Origin of the sequence: Herbidospora galbida (assembly GCF_005233835.1) — a bacterium.
Taxonomy (GTDB): Bacteria; Actinomycetota; Actinomycetes; order Streptosporangiales; family Streptosporangiaceae; genus Herbidospora; species Herbidospora galbida.
Window position 1 is genome coordinate 104,451 of sequence record NZ_SZQA01000024.1, and the last position, 20,600, is coordinate 125,050.

Genomic DNA, 20,600 nt, shown 5'->3' on the forward strand with positions numbered 1-20,600 from the left:
CCGACATTTCCGGATTTGTGGCTTAGATCACATATCTCGTTCCACCCGCATCGCCGCTTCCTCGGCCGAATAGCGCCCGCCGTCCTCTCCGGCGTCGTCGCCGACGAGTTCGTTGTCCACGTCCTCACGTGCGCCTTCGTCCGGGGCGACCAGCCGGCCGACCTCCTCGCGCTCTTCGCGGGCGTGGTGCAGATGGGCCTCCGGCTCCTCGGCGGCCAGCCGCCGGTCGAGGGAGTCGTCGTCGGGATCCTCGTCGAGACCGATCGGGTGGTCGGCGTCTTCCACTTCGTCTTCCGCGTCGAGATCGACATCCTGAATGCCCTGGTCATCGGGTTCTGTCATGGTTGTTCGCCTCCTTCAGTCAGGGGTTGCCCGGGACGATCGCTGCGAAACGGCATGTTTAGCCCGGCGCGGCCGGGCAGTAGGGGGAGTGCCACAACCGCAACCCCCACAAAGGAGAGCGAAGGCATATGCAGCCGAACGACAACCTCTGGACCTACCGTCAGGGCGTACAGGATCCCACCACGACCCTGGACGTGACCGGCTTCACGGTCGAGGCGACAGACGGAAAGATCGGCTCAGTGGACGAGTCGAACTACGAGGTGGGCGAAAGCTACCTCGTCGTCGACACCGGCCCGTGGATCTTCGGTAAGAAGGTCGTCCTTCCCGCCGGCACGGTCACCGAGATCGACCCGCAGGCGCAGAAGGTGTTCATCGCGCGTACGAAGGAAGAGATCAAGAACGCTCCCGAGTACGACGAGACGACCTTCAAGGACCCGCTCTACCGGGACCAGCTGGGCGGTTACTACAACCGCTTCTGACGGGTAGTCCACAACCAACCGCGGGCCGTCCCCCTTCCGGGGGGCGGTCCGTTGTTTTAGCATCGACGTATGAATAATCGTTCAAATGTCGCAGTGGCCATCGCCCCCGACGCGTGCGTCGACGCCGAGCGGGTGGCCCACGTGCGTTCCGTGATGCCCGACGACGACCTGGTCGGCGACCTTTCCGAGGTGTTCGGGCTGCTCGCCGACCCCGGACGGCTCCGATTGCTGGCCGCCCTGCTCGAAGGCGGCGAGATGTGCGTGTGCGACCTGGCGGCGGCCACCGGCCAGAGCATGTCGGCGGCCTCCCACGCGTTGCGGCTGCTGCGAAGCCACCGGGTGGTCAAGGTGCGGCGGGCCGGCCGGATGGCCTACTACCAACTGGCCGACTCCCACGTGCGGCTGCTGTTCGACCTGGCCATCACCCACATGCGACACGACGGGAAGACCGGTGAGTGACCACGGGCACGGGCACGGGCACGCCGTCTCGCAGGACGCCGACCGGCGCTACCTGAGCGCGGCGCTGGCGCTCATCGTCGCCTTCATGGCCGTCGAGGTGGTCATCGGCTTCATCGCCGGGTCGCTGGCGCTGATCACCGACGCCGGCCACATGCTGACCGACGCGTTCGCCATCTTCTTCGCCCTCGTCGCCATGCGGATCGCGGCCCGGCCGCCGCGCGGCGGCTTCACCTACGGCCTGAAGCGCGCGGAGATCATCTCGGCGCAACTCAACGGCATCACCCTGCTGCTGCTCGCCGCCTTCTTCGTGTACGAGGGCGTGCGGCGCCTCATCTTCCCTCCCGAGGTCGAAGGGCTCTTCGTCGTCTTCACCGGCCTCGCGGGCATCGCGATCAACCTGATCGCGACCTGGCTGCTGCGCCGGGCCGACCGGTCGCGGCTCAACGTCGAAGGCGCCTACCAGCACATCCTCAACGACCTGTTCGCGTTCATCGCGACCACGATCGCCGGTCTCGTCGTCTACTACACCGGCTGGGCCCGCGCCGACGCCGTGGCCGCCCTGGTCGTCGCCCTGCTGATGGTCAAGGCCGGATGGGGACTCGTCCGCGACGCCGGCCGGGTCTTCATGGAGGCCGCCCCCGTGGGCCTCAACCCCGCCGAGACCGGCCGCCGCCTGGCCGGTATCCCCGACGTCGTCGAGGTGCACGACCTGCACATCTGGGAGGTCACCTCCGGGTACGCCGCCCTCTCGGCGCACATTCTCGTCACCCCCGGCGCCGACTGCCACGCCGCCCGGCTGGCGGCCGAGAAGCTGGTCCACGACGCGTACGGGATCGAGCACACCACCCTCCAGGTCGACCACGCCCACCCCGACATGCTGTCCATCGGCGACGGCCACTGCGCCGACCCCCACGGCCCCGTCCACCGGAGCGAGGAATGAGCCTCCCCGCGTTAGTGATCTACGGCCTGGGGCTGGCCCTGGCCCTCGGCTATCGGAGCTGGGCCCAATGGCGGGCCACCGGGAGCACCGGCTTCGTCGGCATCCGAGAGCCGGTCCTCAGCCTGGGCTGGTGGGGCGGGATGCTCTTCGTCCTGAGCATCGCGCTCACGGTGGCCGCGCCGGTCCTGGAACTGGCCGGGATCACCCCGGCGACGCTGGAGCCTATGGCCGTAGGGCTCGTGTTCGCGGTCGCCGGGCTGATCCTGACCCTGGCCGCGCAGCACGCCATGGGCGCCTCATGGCGCGTCGGCGTCGACGCGGACGAACGCACCGACCTGGTGACCACCGGCGTCTTCGGGCTGGTGCGTAACCCGATCTTCACGGCCATGGTCGTCGCCCTGGCCGGGCTCCCCCTCCTGGTGCCGACCTGGGTGTCGGTCGCCGCTCTCCTGTCGCTGGTCGCGGCGGTCGAGATCCAGGTCCGGGTGGTCGAGGAGCCCTACCTCGCCCGGGTGCACGGGGCGGCCTTCACCGCCTACACGGCCCGGACGGGCCGGTTCGTCCCGAAGCTCTAGCCGGGTCAGTCCCCCTCGGGGGCCTCGGGAGCCGCGGGAGCCGCCGAGCCGGCCGGGACCGCAGAGGCGAAGCAGACGACCTTGGCGCCCTCCGGCGCTTCCGAGCCGTCACTGGAGAAAGAGGGACCCGGTCCGTCGGCGGTGGTGTGCGTCGGGCCTTCGGGGGCGGCCGGCTGGGCCGCGTCGACGCCTGCCTTGACCCCGGCCTCGCCCGCCGGGATCGCCGCGATGACCTTGCCGAACTCGACGGGCTCGCCCGGCTTGCCGTCGAACGGTCGCGCGGGCAGGGTCACCGGTCCGCCGTTCTCCCCGGTCCCACCGGGCTCATCGGGAGCGGCGATCACCACGTCGGTCGGCTCGCCCGCCTCGCCGGGCCGGACCGGGACCGCCGAGGCGACGTCCTCCCCTCCGGCCTGCGCGCCGGGCACGGCGGGGATCGCGGGGATCGCCTTGGTGACGGAGATGCTGGTGACCTCCTTGCCGTTGATGGTGACGACGCCTTCCTTGATCTCGACGCCCTCGCCCCCGGCCGTGCAGGCGATGGTGCCGCTGACCGGCTTGAGGGTCGGAACGTCGTCGGTGGCGTTGGCGGCGCCGGTCACGCCGAAGGTCACGGCCAGGGCGAGCAGGCCCGATACGGCCAGGCGGCGGTGTTTCACGTGGAACATCTCCTTCGTTCGGTTGATCAGCCACACTGGCGGCGCATACCTGAAGCCAGGCTGAAGACCGGCTCTTCAGGTTGGCTTTAGGTGCTCTTTGCCAGGCTGGCGAGATGCGCGTGCTGCTGGTGGAGGACGAACGGCGTCTGGCCGACCTGGTGAAGTCGGGGCTGGCCGACGAGGGATTCGCGGTCGACGTCGCGCACGACGGGGCCGAAGGCCTGTGGCTGGCGGGGGAGCACGACTACGACGCGATCGTGCTCGACGTGATGCTCCCCCGGCTCAACGGCTACGCCGTCTGCCGCCGCCTCCGCGACGACGGCAACTGGACCCCGATCATGATCCTCACCGCCAAGGACGGCGAGTACGACGAGGCGGAGGCCCTCGACACCGGCGCCGACGACTTCCTGTCGAAACCGTTCTCCTATGTGGTCCTGCTGGCCCGGCTCCGCGCGCTGGTCCGGCGCGGCAAGGCGGCCCGGCCGGTCGCGCTGACCGTGGGAGACCTGGTGGTCGACCCGGCCGGGCTGCGCTGCCGGAGGGGTGAGGTCGGGATCGCGCTCACGCCCAAGGAGTTCGCCGTGCTGCACGCGCTGGCCAGACGCCCGGGGGAGGTGGTCTCCAAGGCCGACCTGCTGGCCCAGGCGTGGGATTTCGCGTACGACGGCGACCCGAGCATCATCGAGGTCTACATCAGCGCCCTGCGCCGGAAGATCGACGCGCCCTTCGGCCGGACGTCCCTGGTCACCGTCCGGGGCGCCGGCTACCGGCTGGAATCATGAGCGGCTGGTCGGTCCGCCTGCGCGCCACCGTGACGGTCACCGTCATCGTGGCCGCCGCCCTGGGGATCGCCGCCGCCGTGCTGATCGGGGTGCTGCGCACCGCCCTGGTCACCGGCACCGCCGACGAGGCGGGCCGCCGGGCCGACCAGGTCGCCACGCTGGTCGCCGCCCCGGCCGTACCGGTTCTGGACGCCCAGCTCGCCCAGCCCCTCGGGCCGCTCGTGATCTCCGGTGCGGCCGCGCCGGACGCCGGAGGGGTCGTCGTCACCGGACCTCGGCAGCCGGTGGCCTCGGCCAAGGCGCTGCCGGCCGCGGGTGCGATCGCGATCACCGACCCGAACGTGATCTTCGGGCACACCGATCCGGGACTGCCGGTGGGTTCCGTCGCCGCCGGAGACGGCTACGTCACGGCCACCCGGGCGCTCGACGCGACCACCACCGTCTCGGTCCGCGCCTCGCTGGCCCCCACCCAGGCGGCCCTGCAGACGCTGACCTGGGTGCTCGTCGTCGGGATTCCGCTGCTGCTGGCGATGGTGGCCGCGCTGACCTGGTTCTCGGTAGGCCGGGCGCTCGCGCCGGTGTCGGCGATCCGCGCCAAGCTGGCCGACATCACCGCCCGCGATCTGCACCAGCGGGTGCCGGAACCGCACGCCCGTGACGAGATCGCCGCCCTGGCCAAGACCGTCAACGGCACGCTCGACCGCCTCGAAACCGCCGTCGGCCTGCACAAACGCTTCGTCGCCGACGCCGCCCACGAGCTGCGCAGCCCGATCGCCACCCTGCGCACCCGGCTGGAGATCGGCGAACGCGACGCGCCCGCGCTGGCCAAGGAGTCGCTGACCGACGTCACCCGGCTCCAGTCGCTCGCCGCCGACCTGCTGGTGCTGGCGCGGCTCGACGCCGGGGAACCGCTGCGCCTCCAGGAGGTCGATCTGGGGCAACTCGCGACGGAGGAGGCGCTGCGCGGCCCCGTGCCGATTGATCTGGACATCGCACCCGGCGTCGTGGTGCAGGGCTCCCCCGCGCAGCTCACCCGGGTGATCACGAACCTGATCGCCAACGCCGTGCGGCACCGCTCATCGAGCGTTTCGGTTCGCGTCGCGCCCGGCCCCGTCCTCGAAGTGCTCGACGACGGGCCGGGCATCCCGGAGGAGCACCGGGAGACCGTCTTCCACCGGTTCACCCGGCTCGACGAAGCCCGCGACCGCGACGCCGGCGGGGCCGGGCTCGGGCTCGCCATCGCGCGGGAGATCGTCGTCGCCCACGGCGGCACGCTGACGATCGAGGACAGCCCGCGCGGCGCGCTGTTCCGGCTGACCCTCCCCTAGAACTCCAGCCACTGCTGCATGCGGGTGATCAGTTCTTCGGCGTCGACGGGCTTGGTGACGTAGTCGCTGGCGCCCGCCGACAGGGTCTTCTCGCGGTCGCCGTGCATGGCCTTGGCGGTGACCGCGATGATCGGCAGGTTGGCGAAGCGGGGCATCTTGCGGATGGCGGTCGTGGCGGCGTAACCGTCCATCTCGGGCATCATGATGTCCATCAGGACGAGGTCGACGTCTTCGTGGCGGGCCAGCACCTCGATGCCCTTGCGGCCGTTCTCGGCGTACAACACCTGCATTCCGTGCAGTTCCAGGATGTTGGTCAGCGCGAAGACGTTGCGGACGTCGTCGTCCACTACCAGGACCTTCCGGCCGACCAGGCCGGTGTCGACGTTTTCCACAGCCTGTGGACGCTCGTCGGGGCTCGCCTCCACGAGCGGCAGCACCGCGCCCGGGTCCTGGGCGGTCAGGTGCAGGGTGATGCGTTCGCGCAGCTCGTCGAGGCTGGGCAGGCGCTCCAGCGGCTGGGTGTTCGACCGGCCCTGGAGCAGGTTCTCCTGCGGGCGGGTGAGGGTGCGGGTGTGGTGCGCCAGGATCGGGAGCTCCCGCAGCGCGTGGTGCTCGTCGAGGCGGCGCAGGAACTCGGCGGCGGCGTCCTGCGGCATGCCCAGGTCGAGCACGATGCACTGGTAGCCGCCCTGCAGCAGCGCGGTCATCGCGCTGTCGGGGTCGTTGGCCGTCGACACCCAGACCGGGCCGTGTGACTCGCCGAGGTCGGCGACCACTGACTCGGCGAGCTGGGCCAGCAGGCCGTTCGGGCGCGACTCGACCACGAGCAGGTGGCGGCCCTCACGGGTCAGCGGGATCCGCGCGATCCGCCGCGGCGGGTCGAGGCGCGGCGGCTGGCTCATCGGGATCGCCTCCGCCAGCGGGATGAACAGGCTGAACGTGGACCCTTCGCCGAGGTTGCTCACCGCCTTGATCTCGCCGTCGAGCAGCGCCGCGATCTCGCGGCTGATCGACAGGCCCAGCCCGGTGCCGCCGTAGCGGCGGCTCGTGGTGCCGTCGGCCTGCTGGAAGGCGTCGAAGATCTGCGACAGGTTGCCCTCGGCGATGCCGATGCCGGTGTCGACGACGTGGAAGGCCAGCATGTCGTTCTGCGAGCGCTCGATCCGCAGCTCCACCGAACCGCGCTCGGTGAACTTGATCGCGTTCGACAGCAGGTTCCTGAGCACCTGGCGGAGCCGCTGCTCGTCCATGAGCAGCTGAGCCGGCACGTCGGGCGCCACGACGACGTCGAAGCGCAGGCCCTTCTCCGTGGTCAGCGGCCGGAAGGTCGCCTCGACGTAGTCGAGGAGCTGCCGCAGCGGCATGGCCTCCAGCGTGATGTTCATCTTCCCGGCCTCGATCTTCGACAGGTCGAGGATGTCGTTGATGAGCTGCAGCAGGTCGGTGCCGGCCGAGTGGATGACGTTGGCGTACTCGACCTGCTTGGCGGTGAGGTTGCGGGCCGGGTTCTGCGCGAGCAGCTGGGCCAGGATGAGCAGCGAGTTCAAAGGTGTACGCAGCTCGTGGCTCATGTTGGCGAGGAACTCGCTCTTGTACTTGGACGCCAGCGCCAGCTGCTGGGCCCGGTCTTCGAGCTCCTGGCGGGCCTGCTCGATCTCGCTGTTCTTCGTCTCGATGTCCCGGTTCTGCTGGGCCAGCAGCTCGGCCTTCTCCTCAAGCTCGGCGTTGGAGCGCTGGAGTTCCTCCTGCCGGACCTGGAGCTCGGTGGCCAGGCGCTGCGACTCGACCAGCAGGGTGTCGGTTCTGGCGTTGGCGACGATCGTGTTGACGTTCACGCCGATCGTCTCGACGAGCTGGCTCAGGAAGGTGCGGTGGATCGCGGTGAAGCGGTTGAGGCTGGCCAGCTCGATCACGCCGAGGACCTGGTCTTCCACCACGATCGGCAGCACGATCAGGTTGACCGGGCCGGCCGCGCCGAGGCTGGAGGAGATCGTCAGGTAGCCGGGGGCGATGTCCTCGACCAGGATCGGCTGCTTCGCCACGGCGGCCTGGCCGACGAGGGACTCGCCGAACTCGAAGCGGCGGTCGTGGTCGCTGTGGCCGTAGCTGCCGACCACCTGGAGGGTGCCGGTCTCCTCGACCAGGAGGAAGGTGCCGTATTGGGCGTTGACCAGCGGGGCCAGTTCGTTCATCACCAGTTCGGCCACCACCGCGAGGTCGCGGTGGCCCTGGGTCAGACCCGAGATGCCGGCCAGGTTGGTCTTCAGCCAGTCTTGCTGCTTGTTGGCGAGCGTCGTCTCGCGGAGCGACTTCACCATCGAGTTGATGTTGTCTTTCAGCTCGGCGACCTCGCCGGAGGCGTCGACGGTGATCGACCGGGTGAGGTCGCCCGAGGTCACGGCGCTGGTCACCTCGGCGATGGCGCGCACCTGGCGGGTCAGGTTCCCGGCCAGCTCGTTGACGTTCTCGGTGAGGCGCTTCCACGTACCGGAGACGCCCTCGACCTCGGCCTGGCCGCCGAGCCGGCCCTCCGAGCCGACCTCGCGGGCGACGCGGGTGACCTCGGCGGCGAAGCTGGAGAGCTGGTCGACCATCGTGTTGATGGTGGTCTTCAGTTCGAGGATCTCGCCACGGGCGTCGACGTCGATCTTCCTGGTCAGGTCGCCCTGCGCCACCGCCGTGGTGACCTGGGCGATGTTCCGCACCTGGTTGGTGAGGTTGTTGGCCATCGAGTTGACGTTGTCGGTGAGGTCCTTCCAGGTGCCGGCCACGTTGGGGACGCGGGCCTGGCCGCCCAGCTGCCCCTCGGTGCCGACCTCGCGGGCCACTCGGGTGACCTCGTCGGCGAAGGCGCTCAGCGTGTCGACCATCCGGTTCAGGGTCGCGGCCAGCGCCTCGACCTCGCCCCGGGCCTCGATGGTGATCTTCTGGCTCAGGTCGCCCCGGGCGACCGCCGTGGCGACCTGGGCGATCGACCGCACCTGGCTCGTCAGGTTGGACGCCATGACGTTGACGTTGTCGGTCAGGTCCTTCCAGGTGCCCGACACGCCCCGCACGGTGGCCTGGCCGCCCAGGTTCCCTTCGGTGCCGACCTCGCGGGCGACTCGGGTGACCTCGTCGGCGAAGGCGCTGAGCTGGTCGACCATCGTGTTGATGGTCTCCTTGAGCTCCATGATCTCGCCTCGGGCGTCCACGCGGATCTTCTGGGTCAGGTCGCCCTTGGCGACCGCCGTGGTGACCTCGGCGATGGAGCGGACCTGGGCGGTGAGGTTGTCGGCCATGACGTTGACCGACTCGGTGAGGGCCTTCCAGGTGCCGGAGACGCCCTTCACGTCGGCCTGACCGCCCAGCCGCCCCTCGGTGCCGACCTCGCGGGCCACTCGGGTGACCTCGTCGGCGAAGCTGGAGAGCTGGTCGACCATCGTGTTCAGGGTGTTCTTGAGTTCGAGGATCTCGCCGCGCGCCGAGACGGTGATCTTCTGCGACAGGTCGCCCCGGGCCACCGCGGTGGCCACCTGGGAGATGTTGCGGACCTGGTCGGTGAGGTTGCCAGCCATGTAGTTGACCGAGTCGGTGAGGTCGCGCCAGGTGCCCGAGACGCCCTTCACGTCGGCCTGGCCGCCGAGCCGGCCGTCGGTGCCGACCTCTCGCGCGACGCGCGTCACCTCGTCGGCGAACGAACTGAGCTGGTCGACCATGGTGTTGATGGTGTTCTTCAGCTCCAGGATCTCGCCCCGGGCGTCGACGGTGATCTTCTGCGACAGGTCGCCCTTCGCCACGGCCGTGGTGACCTGCGCGATCGAACGCACCTGGTCGGTCAGGTTGCCGGCCATGAAGTTCACCGAGTCGGTGAGGTCGCGCCAGGTGCCCGACACGCCCTTCACGTCGGCCTGGCCGCCCAACCGGCCGTCGGTGCCGACCTCTCGGGCGACGCGCGTGACCTCGTCGGCGAAGCTGGAAAGTTGGTCGACCATCGTGTTGAGGGTGTTCTTCAGCTCCAGGATCTCGCCCCGGACGTCCACGGTGATCTTCCGGCTCAGGTCGCCCTTCGCCACCGCCGTCGCGACCTGCGCGATGTCACGCACCTGGTCGGTCAGGTTGCCGGCCATCGCGTTCACCGAGTCGGTCAGGTCCTTCCAGGTGCCGGAGACGCCCGGCACGTCGGCCTGACCGCCCAGTTGGCCCTCGGTGCCCACCTCACGCGCGACGCGGGTGACCTCGCTGGTGAACAGGGAGAGCTGGTCGACCATGCCGTTGAAGACGGTCGCGATCTCCTTCAGCAGGCCGTCGCCGTCGTCGGTCGGCAGCCGGGTGCCGAAGTCGCCGTCCCGGACCGCCGTCAGGCCGGCGAGCAACTGACGGAGGTCGAGTTCCCGTTCACGCTTGATCGTGTCCACACCCGCTCCATCGTTCCGACCCTCATTTGGCCTTTCCACCGTAGAACCTGAACCAGGCCGGGTCATCACACGTACCTCCGGCTGATGAGCGCGATTCGGTTATGGGCGACCGGCCTCGTACTGATGCTGGTCGTCGCCTGCTCCGGTACGGATCCGGCGGATCCAGACGTGCGGTTCTCGCTGGAGATGATCCCCCACCACCGGCAGACGCTGCAGCTCGCCGAGATGGCCAAGGGGCGGGCGTACAGCGACTGGGTCAAGGCGGCCTCGGCCGAGATCAGGGCGCAGGGCCCGGCGGACCTGCAGATGATGGCGAACTGGCTCTCCACATGGGAGGTCGCCGAACCCCCCGGCGGCGCCCGGCCGATCGGCCCCGGCAACGTCACCGACGCGGAGTTCGCGAAACTCCAGAGCCTCACCGGGCAGGCCTTCGACAGCGCCTGGTACGGCCTGATGTCGCGGCACCTGGAAGCGGGCATGACGATCGGCCGGATCGTGCTCGCGGTCGGCGACCACTCCCCGACGGCCGACCTGGCCCGCCGACTGGTCAATGATCAAGAGGAGATGCTCGCGGAGATCGGGCGTCAACTGGCCTAGGGTTGGCGGCAGACGGAACCCGGGGAGGCGATGCCAGTGGCCGACGACCTCCTTCTGTCTCTCGACCTTGACCACATGGGCGTGCCCGAGGTCCGGCGGAGGGTGCACGACTGCGCGGGGGCGGTGGGACTGTCGGGGAACGGGCTCGACGATTTCGTCCTCGCCGTGCATGAGGCGGTGACCAACGCGGTGCGTTATGCGCAGTCACCGAGGGTGCTGCGGTTGTGGCGCAAGGGCGACCGGGTGCTGTGCGAGGTGTCGGACGGGGGGCCGGGGATCGCGCGCGGGCCGTCGCGGACTCCTACTGGTGGGCGGGGGCTGTGGCTGATGCACCGCCTGACGACGATCGTGGTAAGTACGGCGCCTGAGGGGACTACGGTTCGGCTGACGGCGGGGCTGTCACAGGGCTGAGCGGTGGCGGGCGTCGCGGTGACGCTGGTCTGCAGCCGTGATGGTTCTAGCGGTCAGAGCGTGCCGAGGGGTGCTCTGAGTGCTGGATTGGGCCGGGGCTGCGGCGCTGACGCGTCTACCTGCGTTGGTCTGGGGCGGAATTTGTCACCCCCGGGTTTCCGCCGGGCGACGTTTCTGCTGGTAACTCGGACGAAGCGAGGTTTGTGCCCGTGTTACCTCTAAAGGCTGAGGTGTGACAAAAGGCTGTGGGGTGTGCTGCTCTAAAGCTGAGAGGTGCACCGAAAGTCAGGGGGTCACGAGAGCCGTGCCGGCACGCCATGGTGGGTCTGGGGTTATCGCGGGACCTGACTACAGGGCGATGAGGCCTCGGCCTGTAGCGGCAACCGGCTGAGGTTCGGGTCGCGGACGTCCATATGGCAGAAGGATGACCCGGCGCTGCTGCGAGGGCGAGAGCGCGGGGCGGGAGCCGCGCCAGGGCCCGGGGTCCTGCATGGGGTCACGGTCGTCCCGTCGGATGTCCCGGAAGGGCCGGTTCGGTGTCGATCGGGTGGTCGACTGTGGGAGTGTGGGAGCCGGTATCGGCGGGATTCGTGGGGCCTCCGGAGGGACCGGAGTGCGGCTGACGCAGGGGTTGCTGCGGGGCTAAGCTCGTGGCTCACCTGGGGTCTCGTCTCTTTCGCTGATAGCAGAGCCCTCCTCGGTACGGCTTTCGCGACTGAAATCCTCGGGGGGATAAAGTGTTGTATTCGGCGCGCGGCCCGGGGGCGGAACCGGGCGTTTGTCTCACCCGGGAAATGGGGTCATCACTATGAAGAAGCTGCTCCTTCTTGCCATCGTTGCCGTCGTTGGTCTGCTCTTCTGGCGCAAGGTCCAGGCCGATCGGGCCGAGCTCGACCTCTGGACCGAGGCGACCGGCAGCGAGAACTGATCTTCGTGATCAAGCTGGCCTGCCTCGACCTGGCGGGCACCACGATCGGTGACGTCGCCTTGGTCGAACGGGCGTTCGCCGAGTCGATCGCGACGCAGGGAATCGTGCCCGGGACCAGTGCATATGCACGCGCGATGGTGCATGTGCACCGGTCCCGGGGATGCCCCAAGATCGACGTTTTCCGGGGGATCTTCCCCGACAACGAGGCGCAGGCTCAGGCCGCCAACCTGACCTTCGAGCGCTCCTACGAGGGGTCCATCGAGCGTGCCGGCGTCACGCCGCTCCCCGGGACCGTCGAGGCGCTCGAGAAGCTGCGCGGCGCCGGGATCAAGATCGCCCTGGTGACGGGATTCTCCCGCGGGACGATGGGCCGCGTCCTGGGCGCCCTGGGCTGGTACGACAAGGTCGACCTCGCCCTTTCACCGGAAGACTGCGGCCGCGGACGCCCCTACCCCGACATGATCCTCACCGCCCTCATGAAGCTGGGAATCGAGGACGTCCGCGAGGTCGCCGTCGCCGGTGACACCGAGAGCGACATGCAGTCCGCGCGGCGCGCGGGGGCCTCCGTGGTGGCCGGAGTGCTGACGGGGGTGCACAGCCGTGATCGGCTGACCGCCGGCGGGGCCACTCACATTCTGGAGTCGATTGCCGATTTCCCCGCCGTCGTGATGGGGAGCGACGTGGCTGCCGTCCGGTGAGTGGCGGGCACGTCGAGATCCTTGCTACGGTGTAGCGACGTCTGCTTGGTGCGGGCGCAATCGGGGCCTTAGCTCAGCTGGCAGAGCGCCTGCTTTGCAAGCAGGATGTCAGGAGTTCGAATCTCCTAGGCTCCACCCATGTAAAAGCCCAGGTCAGAGGTTATTCCTCTGCCTGGGCTTCGGTGTCTCTCCCGGCTGATTTCCGTTCCCGTGCCCGGCCGCGGGCCGGTTACAGCACTCCCGCGTCCCGCGCCGTCCATACCGAGGGGACCAGAGGGCGGTAGCCCAGTTCGTGGCGGATGCGAGTCGTCGACATCACACTGTGCCACGGATCCGGGGCATCCCTGTCGTAGGCGTCCTGCGGCACCGGCAGCCCATGGAACTGGAAGAGGTCGACCATGGTGACCGGGGCCTCGTCGGCGATGTTGTAGACGCCGTGTGCCCCGGGCGCGTACAGCAGTCGCCGCAGGCCTTGCGCCACATCCAGGTGGTGGCCCATGTGCAGGCGCTGCATGGCGGGCCAGTTCGGCGCCCACTTCATCACGTCGGCCAGATGCGGGTCCCCGTCGCCGTACACGAACGGCAACCGTCCGATGCGGAGGTCATCGAGGCCGTTCATCGTCCTGAGCGCACGCTCGGCCTCCCACTTGGATTCGGGGTAGGCGCCCCACAGATGATCGCCCGGCACCGTCTCGTCGCTCTCGATCAGAGCCCTGCCCCGCCCGGCGCCGTACACGAGACCGGTGCTGACCTGCACGAACCGCCGCACGCCTGAAGCCACCGCAGCCCGGCCGAGCTCGATGGCCGCGTCCCGGTTGACCGCCCACGCCTCCTCATCCGGCACCCCGCGGAACGCGGCGGCGACGTTCACCACCGCGTCCACGCCGGCCGTCGCTTTGCCGAGCACCTCCGCGTCCCGCAGATCGCCGACCAGCACCTGGGCGCCGAGTTCCGCGAACCGCTCGCCGCGCGCCGCGTCCCGCACCAGGACCCGTACCTCGTCGCCGGGCGCCGCGTTCTGCAACAGCCGCGGCACGAACCGCCGCCCGACCTGGCCCGTCGCTCCTGTCACCAAAGTCAGCATGGCCGCCTCCTCATCGTCGTAGCCACCTTCGAAGCGTGCGGGAAGGACGGGGAGCGGCGGGAGAGACGCGGTCATCCAGGGACCGGCGCACCCTGGATACAAGCCCGTGAGCAGGGCATCCTCGAACAGTGGACCGTATCGAGCTCGCCGACTTCCTGCGCCGCGCCCGCATCCGCCTGGCCCCCTCCGACGTGGGCCTGAGCACGGGTCCGCGGCGCCGCACCCCGGGCCTGCGCCGCGAGGAGGTGGCGCAGCTCACCGGGATGTCCACGGACTACTACACGCGGCTGGAACAGCGCCGCGGCTCCCACCCGTCGCGGCAGATGCTCACCGCTCTCGCCCGCGCCCTGCGGCTCACGGACGTGGAGCGCGACCACCTGTTCCACCTGGCGGGCCAGGAGCCGCCCCGCCCCGGCGGCTCCTCAGACCACGTCCGCCCGGGGCTGCTGCTGGTCCTTGACCGGCTGCACGACATCCCGGCGTCGGTACTGAGCGACTGGGGCCAGATGCTCGCACAGAACACCATGTCAGTGGCCGTGACCGGCGACCATGTAGGGACGAACATGATCCGCCGCTGGTTCACAGTGCCGGGCGCACGGGACCTGGCCCCACCCGAGAACCACGAGGAGTATGCCCGCGCGCACGTGGCGAGCCTGCGTGCAGTCACTGCGGCACGCCCCCACGACCCGGGTCCGGCCGCCCTCGTGACCGAACTCCGCGCCGCCTCACATGAGTTCGAGGAACTCTGGAAGTCGCATGACGTCGTGGTGCGCCGCCCGTCGCCGAAGCGTTTCCTGCATCCCGTGGTCGGTGTCCTCGACCTCGACTGCGAGGTGCTGGTCAGCGACGGCCACAGCCAGCAACTCGTCGTGCACTCGGCGCGGCCGGGCACCGAGACATATCAGCGGCTCGAACTACTGCGCGTCGTCGGCTTCCAGGACCTGGCTCCCCGCTCCTAAGCGGGCATGGTGCCGGATGTTGCGAGCCGGGATTCGCATCGGCCGAGATCAACTCCAGCCGCCCGTTTGGTGGATGCGGAGCCAGGCTGCTCGCTTCGCTCGTTTACTGGTTTCGAGCCAAGCGGGGATCTGCGGGACGGGTCCCTTTCGGCGGCCTTCCGCCCGCGATCTCGGTCGGTTGCTCACTCAAGGGCTGAGCGCCCGGCGAGATGAGGAGGTCGAAGAGGTGAATGATCTGCCGCCTCTATCGACGACGGCTTCGGACCGTGTCGTTCATGCTCCAGACGAGGGGACGGAGTTCCGCGGGTGTGCCGAGTTCGTTCTCGGCGGCAAGCACCTCTCTGCGGGAAATCGTGGCGACGGACACTCGCTGGCGGTAGTCGCGGAAGGTCTGCACTTCGCCGTCACTGCGGCAGGGTTCCCACTTCGAGCCGTCCAACTCGGTGTATGACATGCCCTTGTACGCATGATCACGCATCGTCGCCACATGGACGGCCCAGCGGCGGAGCAAGGAAGACGAGGCCCGCACGTTGAGAAGGCCACCCAGCTGTGTCACTTCGGCGGCTCGAACATCTTCCTCGGGACGCCACACGCGCCACCAGGTGCCGGCGGCTCGCTGAGTGCGCCACTCGTCGACTGCCGCGTCGAGGCCCCAGGTATGCCAACGGACGGTTCCGGACGTGGTTCCGGGCGTGGCCGAGCGCCTGCTGAGATGCCGGGCGGTCCGCGCCCGTAGATGCGTCAGGTCGGCGGGAACGAGAGCGATGGGGTCGCCCTGCTTGGCGTCGAATGGGTTGGGGTCGATGAATCGCCGATCAATGATCACAACGGTGTCGGGTTGTCGTTGGAAGGACAGGCCCCACAGCAGGCGGCTGAGTAAGAGTGCGCCGTGCGGATCGGAGAGGATATGCCAGGTCTGGTGGTAGAAGTTCGTGGAGAACCGGGCCCGGGTGCCGGGCCGAAGAGTGATCACCGTGTAGTCGCGGCCATCGGCCCTGAGAACGTGCCGATGAAGCTTGAGGCGGTCTCCGACCTGGCGCGTGTTGGATGGCCTTGAATGCCTATGCTCCGGCACGGTTCACCACTGTCTTTCCTTCCTGCTCGTCTATCTCATGAAAGCGTGTCGCGGATGCCCTTCTCAACGGGATTCCAGAGAGGGGATGCCCACGCTGGACTAAAGAAGGGGCGGTCGCTCTCGTGCCCGTTGTGTGCCCGATGGCTTTCCCTGCGCCGAACTCCGCCGAAGCGCTTCACGTGCGTAAGCCCTTCGCGTCCGGGGACGCCTGTCAGTGATCGGGTTCGGGCGTCACGACGGACGGAGATGATCAGGCAGGTGAGTCATGGGGGCGGACTGTCAATGCGGCGGCCGGTTTGAAGGATCTTTGATCCAGGAGCGGATACCCCGGCCCGCCAGAGGCTCCCGCTCATATCGAAGCCGCACGCGACTGTCTCGTTCTGGCGTGACTACCTGTAAAGGCATTTCGAGAGGCGGTACGACACCCACGGTCCCCAGATCATCCGCTACAGCCGGCCGGTCCCGCCGAGTGAAGCGCGCCTACGACGTCACTCCCGGGCCTTCTGCTCCTTCCACCACGTCAGATCCGTCTCCCAGTTCGTCGGTTCGGCCCACTGCCGAGCGCGCCTGATGATCTCGTCGGGAAGACGTACCGAATGTTCTCTCACGTAGTGGGCCAACCCCTGTGGCCACAGGAACACGCCATCTGTGAATTCCGAGTTGCCGTTGGTCTTTTCGCACATCCGGCATAGCGAGAAGCCGGCTGCGGCGTAGGGAGCGCGCAGACCACTTTCGAGGTACAGGGCGAGCAGGTCGCGTTCTTCGGGACTCCAGCCAGGGTCGACCCAGTCGTGCGGCCGAGGCAGTTCCGGATCGTCGGGGCTCCACCAGTAGCCGATCAGCCGAAGGTGGGAAGGGGAATCCGCCATGGGTCGATCGTTGCACGTCGTGTCCAGTCGGCCCTTACGGCAGCGGACCAGACGGCTTGATCGTGATCAGAGAGCAGCCATCTCCGCCGGGATGCGCAGAGGCCGGGTTCGGAGCCGGCAAGACACTGCCGCGATGGTCAGCGCCCACCCGTATCCGCCGAACGCCGGCGACTCCGCTCCGCCGATGCTGAACGCTCACGGTCCCGAGGGCGGCCAGACACACTCGCTCGACGAAGGTCGTCCAGCCGGTGACCCTGCCGGTCGGGCGAGCTGAACCAGGTTGAGCAGCACCATGCAGCTCCACGCCGGAGCCGCCGACAAGGCGCGGACCGGGATGCGGTCACCCCCACGGACGCACGGTGGCCGCCGCCGTCACGGATCCGATCAGCAGCACCACCACGCCCAGCCAGGTCGCATCCGACCAGCTCAGAGCTGGGACGCCGAGGAACGAGCGATACCCCCAGAGTGCGGTCAGCATCAGGACGCAGCCGTACAAGGCGGCTCCTCCGCTCGCCGCGTAGCCTGCCCATGAGGCCCACCGCTGCCACCATCTGTCCGCTTGCGCATCGAAGTGTCTCCTCACGTGGACCCGTTGATTTCGCTGAGGAGCGCTGAGAGCCGCCTCAGGCTGCTAGGGCGAGCTCGGCGCCGTCGTCCCGGACCGCAGCGCCGCCTGGACGATCCTGATCGCCTCACCAGGGTCGATGCCGACGCTGGCGATCACAGCCGCGTAGTCGGCGGCGGCCTGGCGGGCGCGCTCCCGGCCCTCCTCGCCGGAGGCCGACACGAACGAGCCGGCGCGGCCGCGGGTCTCGATCAGGCCGGCCTCCTCCAGTTCCCGATAGGCCCGGCCGACCGTGTTCACGGCCAGGCCCAGGTCGGCCGCGAGGTGGCGGATGGTCGGGAGGCGGGTGCCCACGGCCAGGGTTCGCTCCTGGATCTGCTTCGCCAGCTGTGCCCGCAGTTGTTCGAAGGGCGGTACCGGCGAGGTGGCGTCGATGACGATCATCGGGTGCCCACGGACTGCCGGGCCACCGTCACGCTCGACGGAGTCTTGGCCCGGATCGCGATGAAGGCGGCCAGGCTCACCAGCAGGTACGCCATCGCGGCGGCGCTCCACCAGCCGGGAGCGGTGCCGAACAGCAGGATCATGGGCAGGGTCCACTGCACGTTCGGCGTGGTGAGGTCGCGGGCGTCCTCCACGCGCATGATGACGTCGACGGTCAGCGACTCCTCGTCCTCCGCGACGACCGGGTGGCGGAGCAGGTGGCGCATCTGCAGGAAGTTGATGCCGGTCGCGCCCAGCAGACCGATCAGCAGGACGACGGCCAGTTGCCGCACGGTCTCGTCGGGGACGGCCAGGGCGCTGCCGACCAGCAGCATCGAACCGACGAAGACGGCGGCGGCGAAGACGGCGTAGGGCCGGCCGACCACGGTCCGCCAGCCGGGCTGGATCAGGTGGGCGGCCCTGCGGGACAGCGTCGCGCCCGCCCGCCGGTCGACGCGGCGGACCCACGAGTCGAGCTGCGACTGCGCCAGCAGCAGCCCGACCACCAGCGCGGTCAGGGCCACCAGCGGCAGCGGGCGGAGGGTGGGATCGCCGAACCGGTTGTACGTCGCGGCGAGGGCGCTCGCGATGATCAGCACGGCCAGGATGACCGCGCCGACGATGCGGGCGAGATTGCGGGCGGCCAGCCGGCTGGCCAGCAGCGGGGTCGGCCGGACGCCGGCCAGGTCGCGCAGCGCCAGCCATGCTTCCGCGATGCGCAGATCGGCGCCACGGGCGTCCGGTAACGGTTCACGGGTCATGAGACGCTCCTTTGTCGCAATCGTTGTATCAACATACTGCGTCAATACTTGCGACAAAGTCAACGGCGGGCCGGATCCCGCGCGCCCCATGACGCCTGACCCGTGAGGTCGTGCAGGGCCGCTCGCCGCCTGCCTGCATCGTGACCTCGAACAGGCCCCGGCGCGGCGCCGAGCCCTTACGGCTGGTACCTCGACGACGGGGTGGTCTAGGCGGAGGACCGGAGCAGGTCGGCGAGCACTGCCGCCTCGCTGACCTCGGCCTTCTTCGTCGCGGTGAGCAGGGTCAGCACGCCGTCGTGGGCGAGTTCCCGCAGGTGCGTCATCGCCGCCGCCCGCTCGGGAGTGGTCAACTCGGTCCGGTAGCGGCGGCCGAACTCCGCGAACCGGTCGGGGTCGTGGTGGTACCAGGTGCGCAGCTCCGCCGAGGGGGCGATCTCCTTGCACCATTCGTCGAGGTCGGCAGTGGCCTTGGCCAGCCCGCGAGGCCAGAGCCGGTCGACCAGCACCCGGGTGCCGTCGTCGTCGGCCGGATCTTCGTAGACCCGGCGTACCCGCACTTCGCTCATGCATCCGACGTTACGCCGGTGCCCTCCTCCCAGGCGCGGAGGTACGTCTTGATCGCGTCCCGGTTGCGCTGGAGCACGTCGATGCGCCGTTCGACGTTGCCGAGCTGGCGGCGCACCACGTCGAGGTCGACCTCCGCGGTGCACGTCGAGGGCCGCGGGTCGCCGAGGCAGGGGAGGACCTGGCGGATCATCTCGGTCGTGAACCCGGCGTCGAGCAGTTCGCGGATCTGCAGGACCCGGTCGACGGCGGCCTCACCGTAGGTGCGGTATCCGTTGCCGCTCCGGAACGGATGCAGGATGCCGACCTCTTCGTAGTAGCGCAGCAGCCGCGGCGCGACCCCCGTCTTCGCGGCCAGATCACCGATCTTCATCGCTCTCCTCACACAGGCGCTTGACCTTCACATTAATGGAAAGGTTTAGCTTTTCCGCGTTCCTGACCTGCGGAGAGAGGAAGATCAAGAGATGAACTGGACCGCGGAACGGATAGGCGACCAGAAGGGCCGCACCTTCGTCGTGACCGGGGCGACGAGCGGCCTCGGGCTGGTGACGGCCCGCGAGCTCGCGGCGCGCGGCGGGCGGGTGCTGCTCGCCGTCCGGGACGCCGCACGCGGCGAAGACGTGGCGGCCTTGCTGCGGCGGGCCCATCCGGGGGCCGACGTGGCGGTGCGCCGGGTCGACCTGCTGGACCTCGGCTCGATCCGCCGGGCGGCGGCCGAGATCGGCTCGGAGCCGGTGGACGTGCTGGTCAACAACGCCGGGATCTCCATGGTCGGGCACTCCGTGACCGCGCTGGGCACGGAGCGCCACTTCGCCGCCAACCACCTCGGCCACTTCGCCCTCACGGCGCTGCTGGCGCCCGCGCTGCGCCGGTCGCCGGCCCCGAGGGTGGTCACCGTGACGTCGTACCTGCACGAGAAGGGCGAACTCGATCTGGACGACGTCGCCTGGACGCGCAAGTACACCCCACTGGCGGCCTACTCGGCCTCGAAGCTGGCCAACGCGGTCTTCGCGGTGGAGCTCGCCCGGCGCGAGGAGTCGTCGCCGACGCCGATCACCAGCGTGCTCGCGCACCCGGGCTACAGCAACACGCCGATGCAGAGCAAGGGAAGCGGGCTGACGGGGATTCTCATGCGCGTCGCCGGCCGGCTCTTCGCCCAGAGCCCCGAGATGGGCGCGCTGCCCCAGCTCTTCGCGGCGACCGAGCCCGGCCTCGCCGCCGGGTCGTACGTCGGGCCTGACGGCCGGGGCGGGCGATCCGGGCATCCCACACTGGTGCCGCTGTCGGCGGCGGCCCGGGACCCCGAGCTCGGCCGCCGGCTGTGGGAACGGTCGGAGCAGCTCGTCGGCGGCTAGCGCAGCGTGCCCTCTTCCGAGGAGACGAGTTCGTCGATCACGGCGAAGAAGGCCTGGACGCCCGGCAGGTTGCCGCCCTTGGCCCGGGAGGCGGCGAAGTCGGCCGGGGAGCGCCACTCGACGATGTCGAGCCACTCGCCGTCGGGCAGCTGGATGAGCTTGGCGCCCAGGAACCCCTCGCGGTCGACCTCGAAGTCGGCGACCATCCCGGCGCGGGTGGCCAGCAGTTCGGCCGCGCGCTCGGGAGCGACCCGGAACCTGGTGATTTCCACTGTCGTCATGGATCCAAC

The 20,600-nt window shown here is 69.4% G+C and carries 24 protein-coding genes and 1 tRNA gene; 13 read left to right on the forward strand and 12 right to left on the reverse strand.

Annotated elements, in window-relative coordinates; translation table 11 throughout:
• Positions 1-27: 27 nt before the first annotated feature.
• Positions 28-342, reverse strand: coding sequence for a DUF5709 domain-containing protein (locus FDA94_RS23915; RefSeq protein WP_137249313.1), 315 nt, complete (start codon positions 340-342; stop codon positions 28-30).
• A gap of 128 nt (positions 343-470) precedes the next feature.
• Here FDA94_RS23915 and FDA94_RS23920 point away from each other — a divergent pair, with 128 nt between their 5' ends.
• The 4 genes from FDA94_RS23920 to FDA94_RS23935 all read left to right on the forward strand — a co-directional run bounded on the left by FDA94_RS23920 (position 471) and on the right by FDA94_RS23935 (position 2,795).
• Positions 471-821: a PRC-barrel domain containing protein gene (locus FDA94_RS23920; RefSeq protein WP_137249314.1), complete on the forward strand. Its 351-nt coding sequence runs from the start codon at positions 471-473 to the stop codon at positions 819-821.
• 93 nt (positions 822-914) lie between these two features.
• The gene (locus FDA94_RS23925) at positions 915-1,280 is read left to right on the forward strand and encodes an ArsR/SmtB family transcription factor (protein ID WP_281286617.1); all 366 of its coding nucleotides are present in this window, start codon (positions 915-917) and stop codon (positions 1,278-1,280) included.
• Positions 1,273-2,220: a cation diffusion facilitator family transporter gene (locus tag FDA94_RS23930; protein WP_246060122.1), complete on the forward strand. Its 948-nt coding sequence runs from the start codon at positions 1,273-1,275 to the stop codon at positions 2,218-2,220. The genes FDA94_RS23925 and FDA94_RS23930 overlap by 8 nt, the downstream gene beginning before the upstream one ends.
• Positions 2,217-2,795, forward strand: coding sequence for a methyltransferase family protein (locus FDA94_RS23935; RefSeq protein WP_137249316.1), 579 nt, complete (start codon positions 2,217-2,219; stop codon positions 2,793-2,795). The genes FDA94_RS23930 and FDA94_RS23935 overlap by 4 nt, the downstream gene beginning before the upstream one ends.
• A gap of 5 nt (positions 2,796-2,800) precedes the next feature.
• On the opposite strand, the gene FDA94_RS23940 is transcribed toward FDA94_RS23935, so the two are convergent.
• Positions 2,801-3,454, reverse strand: coding sequence for a hypothetical protein (locus FDA94_RS23940; RefSeq protein WP_137249317.1), 654 nt, complete (start codon positions 3,452-3,454; stop codon positions 2,801-2,803).
• Positions 3,455-3,567: 113 nt separating this feature from the next.
• Here FDA94_RS23940 and FDA94_RS23945 point away from each other — a divergent pair, with 113 nt between their 5' ends.
• Positions 3,568-4,236, forward strand: a complete 669-nt coding sequence (locus tag FDA94_RS23945) for a response regulator transcription factor (protein WP_137249318.1) — start codon at positions 3,568-3,570, stop codon at positions 4,234-4,236.
• The gene (locus FDA94_RS23950) at positions 4,233-5,564 is read left to right on the forward strand and encodes a sensor histidine kinase (protein ID WP_137249319.1); all 1,332 of its coding nucleotides are present in this window, start codon (positions 4,233-4,235) and stop codon (positions 5,562-5,564) included. The genes FDA94_RS23945 and FDA94_RS23950 overlap by 4 nt, the downstream gene beginning before the upstream one ends.
• On the opposite strand, the gene FDA94_RS23955 is transcribed toward FDA94_RS23950, so the two are convergent.
• Entirely contained in the window at positions 5,561-10,027 is a 4,467-nt protein-coding gene (locus FDA94_RS23955) for a HAMP domain-containing protein (RefSeq protein WP_137249320.1), read from the reverse strand. The two genes, FDA94_RS23950 and FDA94_RS23955, sit on opposite strands and share 4 nt — an antisense overlap.
• An 18-nt stretch (positions 10,028-10,045) precedes the next feature.
• Between FDA94_RS23955 and FDA94_RS23960 the strand changes: the two genes are divergently transcribed.
• The 5 genes from FDA94_RS23960 (at position 10,046) to FDA94_RS23975 (ending at position 12,730) form a co-directional block, all read left to right on the forward strand.
• Positions 10,046-10,558 carry a DUF305 domain-containing protein gene (locus FDA94_RS23960; RefSeq protein ID WP_137249321.1) on the forward strand — a complete coding sequence of 171 codons (513 nt, stop codon included), beginning with the start codon at positions 10,046-10,048 and terminating at the stop codon, positions 10,556-10,558.
• Positions 10,559-10,594: 36 nt separating this feature from the next.
• Positions 10,595-10,969 (forward strand): ATP-binding protein, encoded by a 375-nt coding sequence (locus FDA94_RS23965; RefSeq protein WP_212735469.1) that lies wholly within the window; start codon positions 10,595-10,597, stop codon positions 10,967-10,969.
• A gap of 808 nt (positions 10,970-11,777) precedes the next feature.
• Complete coding sequence (locus FDA94_RS40015; RefSeq protein ID WP_212735470.1) at positions 11,778-11,897, forward strand: DLW-39 family protein; 120 nt, start codon at positions 11,778-11,780, stop codon at positions 11,895-11,897.
• A 5-nt stretch (positions 11,898-11,902) separates the two neighbouring features.
• A complete protein-coding gene (locus tag FDA94_RS23970) occupies positions 11,903-12,595 on the forward strand; it encodes an HAD-IA family hydrolase (protein WP_246060124.1) in 693 nt (230 codons plus the stop codon).
• Between the two features lie 62 nt (positions 12,596-12,657).
• Positions 12,658-12,730: transfer RNA gene (locus FDA94_RS23975), tRNA-Ala, on the forward strand.
• A gap of 94 nt (positions 12,731-12,824) precedes the next feature.
• Here FDA94_RS23975 and FDA94_RS23980 read toward each other — a convergent pair.
• Positions 12,825-13,679, reverse strand: coding sequence for an NAD-dependent epimerase/dehydratase family protein (locus tag FDA94_RS23980; RefSeq protein ID WP_137249324.1), 855 nt, complete (start codon positions 13,677-13,679; stop codon positions 12,825-12,827).
• A gap of 128 nt (positions 13,680-13,807) precedes the next feature.
• Between FDA94_RS23980 and FDA94_RS23985 the strand changes: the two genes are divergently transcribed.
• Positions 13,808-14,638, forward strand: coding sequence for a helix-turn-helix transcriptional regulator (locus tag FDA94_RS23985; RefSeq protein ID WP_137249325.1), 831 nt, complete (start codon positions 13,808-13,810; stop codon positions 14,636-14,638).
• 244 nt (positions 14,639-14,882) lie between these two features.
• Here the strand turns inward: FDA94_RS23985 and FDA94_RS23990 are convergent, their stop codons facing one another.
• The 7 genes from FDA94_RS23990 to FDA94_RS24015 form a co-directional block, all read right to left on the reverse strand.
• Positions 14,883-15,611: a hypothetical protein gene (locus FDA94_RS23990; protein WP_137249326.1), complete on the reverse strand. Its 729-nt coding sequence runs from the start codon at positions 15,609-15,611 to the stop codon at positions 14,883-14,885.
• A gap of 590 nt (positions 15,612-16,201) precedes the next feature.
• On the reverse strand, positions 16,202-16,582 hold the full coding sequence (locus FDA94_RS23995; RefSeq protein ID WP_137249327.1) for a hypothetical protein: 381 nt from the start codon (positions 16,580-16,582) through the stop codon (positions 16,202-16,204).
• 340 nt (positions 16,583-16,922) lie between these two features.
• Complete coding sequence (locus tag FDA94_RS39395) at positions 16,923-17,078, reverse strand: hypothetical protein (protein WP_170991091.1); 156 nt, start codon at positions 17,076-17,078, stop codon at positions 16,923-16,925.
• Positions 17,079-17,213: 135 nt separating this feature from the next.
• On the reverse strand, positions 17,214-17,591 hold the full coding sequence (locus FDA94_RS24000) for a GntR family transcriptional regulator (protein WP_137249328.1): 378 nt from the start codon (positions 17,589-17,591) through the stop codon (positions 17,214-17,216).
• Positions 17,588-18,391, reverse strand: a complete 804-nt coding sequence (locus FDA94_RS24005) for a hypothetical protein (RefSeq protein ID WP_137249329.1) — start codon at positions 18,389-18,391, stop codon at positions 17,588-17,590. The genes FDA94_RS24000 and FDA94_RS24005 overlap by 4 nt, the downstream gene beginning before the upstream one ends.
• Positions 18,392-18,597: 206 nt before the next feature.
• Complete coding sequence (locus tag FDA94_RS24010) at positions 18,598-18,957, reverse strand: DUF488 domain-containing protein (protein WP_137249330.1); 360 nt, start codon at positions 18,955-18,957, stop codon at positions 18,598-18,600.
• Positions 18,954-19,328 (reverse strand): MerR family transcriptional regulator, encoded by a 375-nt coding sequence (locus FDA94_RS24015; protein ID WP_137249331.1) that lies wholly within the window; start codon positions 19,326-19,328, stop codon positions 18,954-18,956. Before FDA94_RS24015 ends, FDA94_RS24010 begins: the two co-directional genes overlap by 4 nt.
• 91 nt (positions 19,329-19,419) lie before the next feature.
• On the opposite strand from FDA94_RS24015, the gene FDA94_RS24020 reads away from it, so the two are divergent.
• Positions 19,420-20,310, forward strand: coding sequence for an oxidoreductase (locus FDA94_RS24020; protein WP_137249332.1), 891 nt, complete (start codon positions 19,420-19,422; stop codon positions 20,308-20,310).
• Here the strand turns inward: FDA94_RS24020 and FDA94_RS24025 are convergent.
• Positions 20,307-20,591, reverse strand: coding sequence for an antibiotic biosynthesis monooxygenase family protein (locus tag FDA94_RS24025; protein ID WP_137249333.1), 285 nt, complete (start codon positions 20,589-20,591; stop codon positions 20,307-20,309). The genes FDA94_RS24020 and FDA94_RS24025 overlap by 4 nt on opposite strands.
• Positions 20,592-20,600 lie beyond the last annotated feature (9 nt).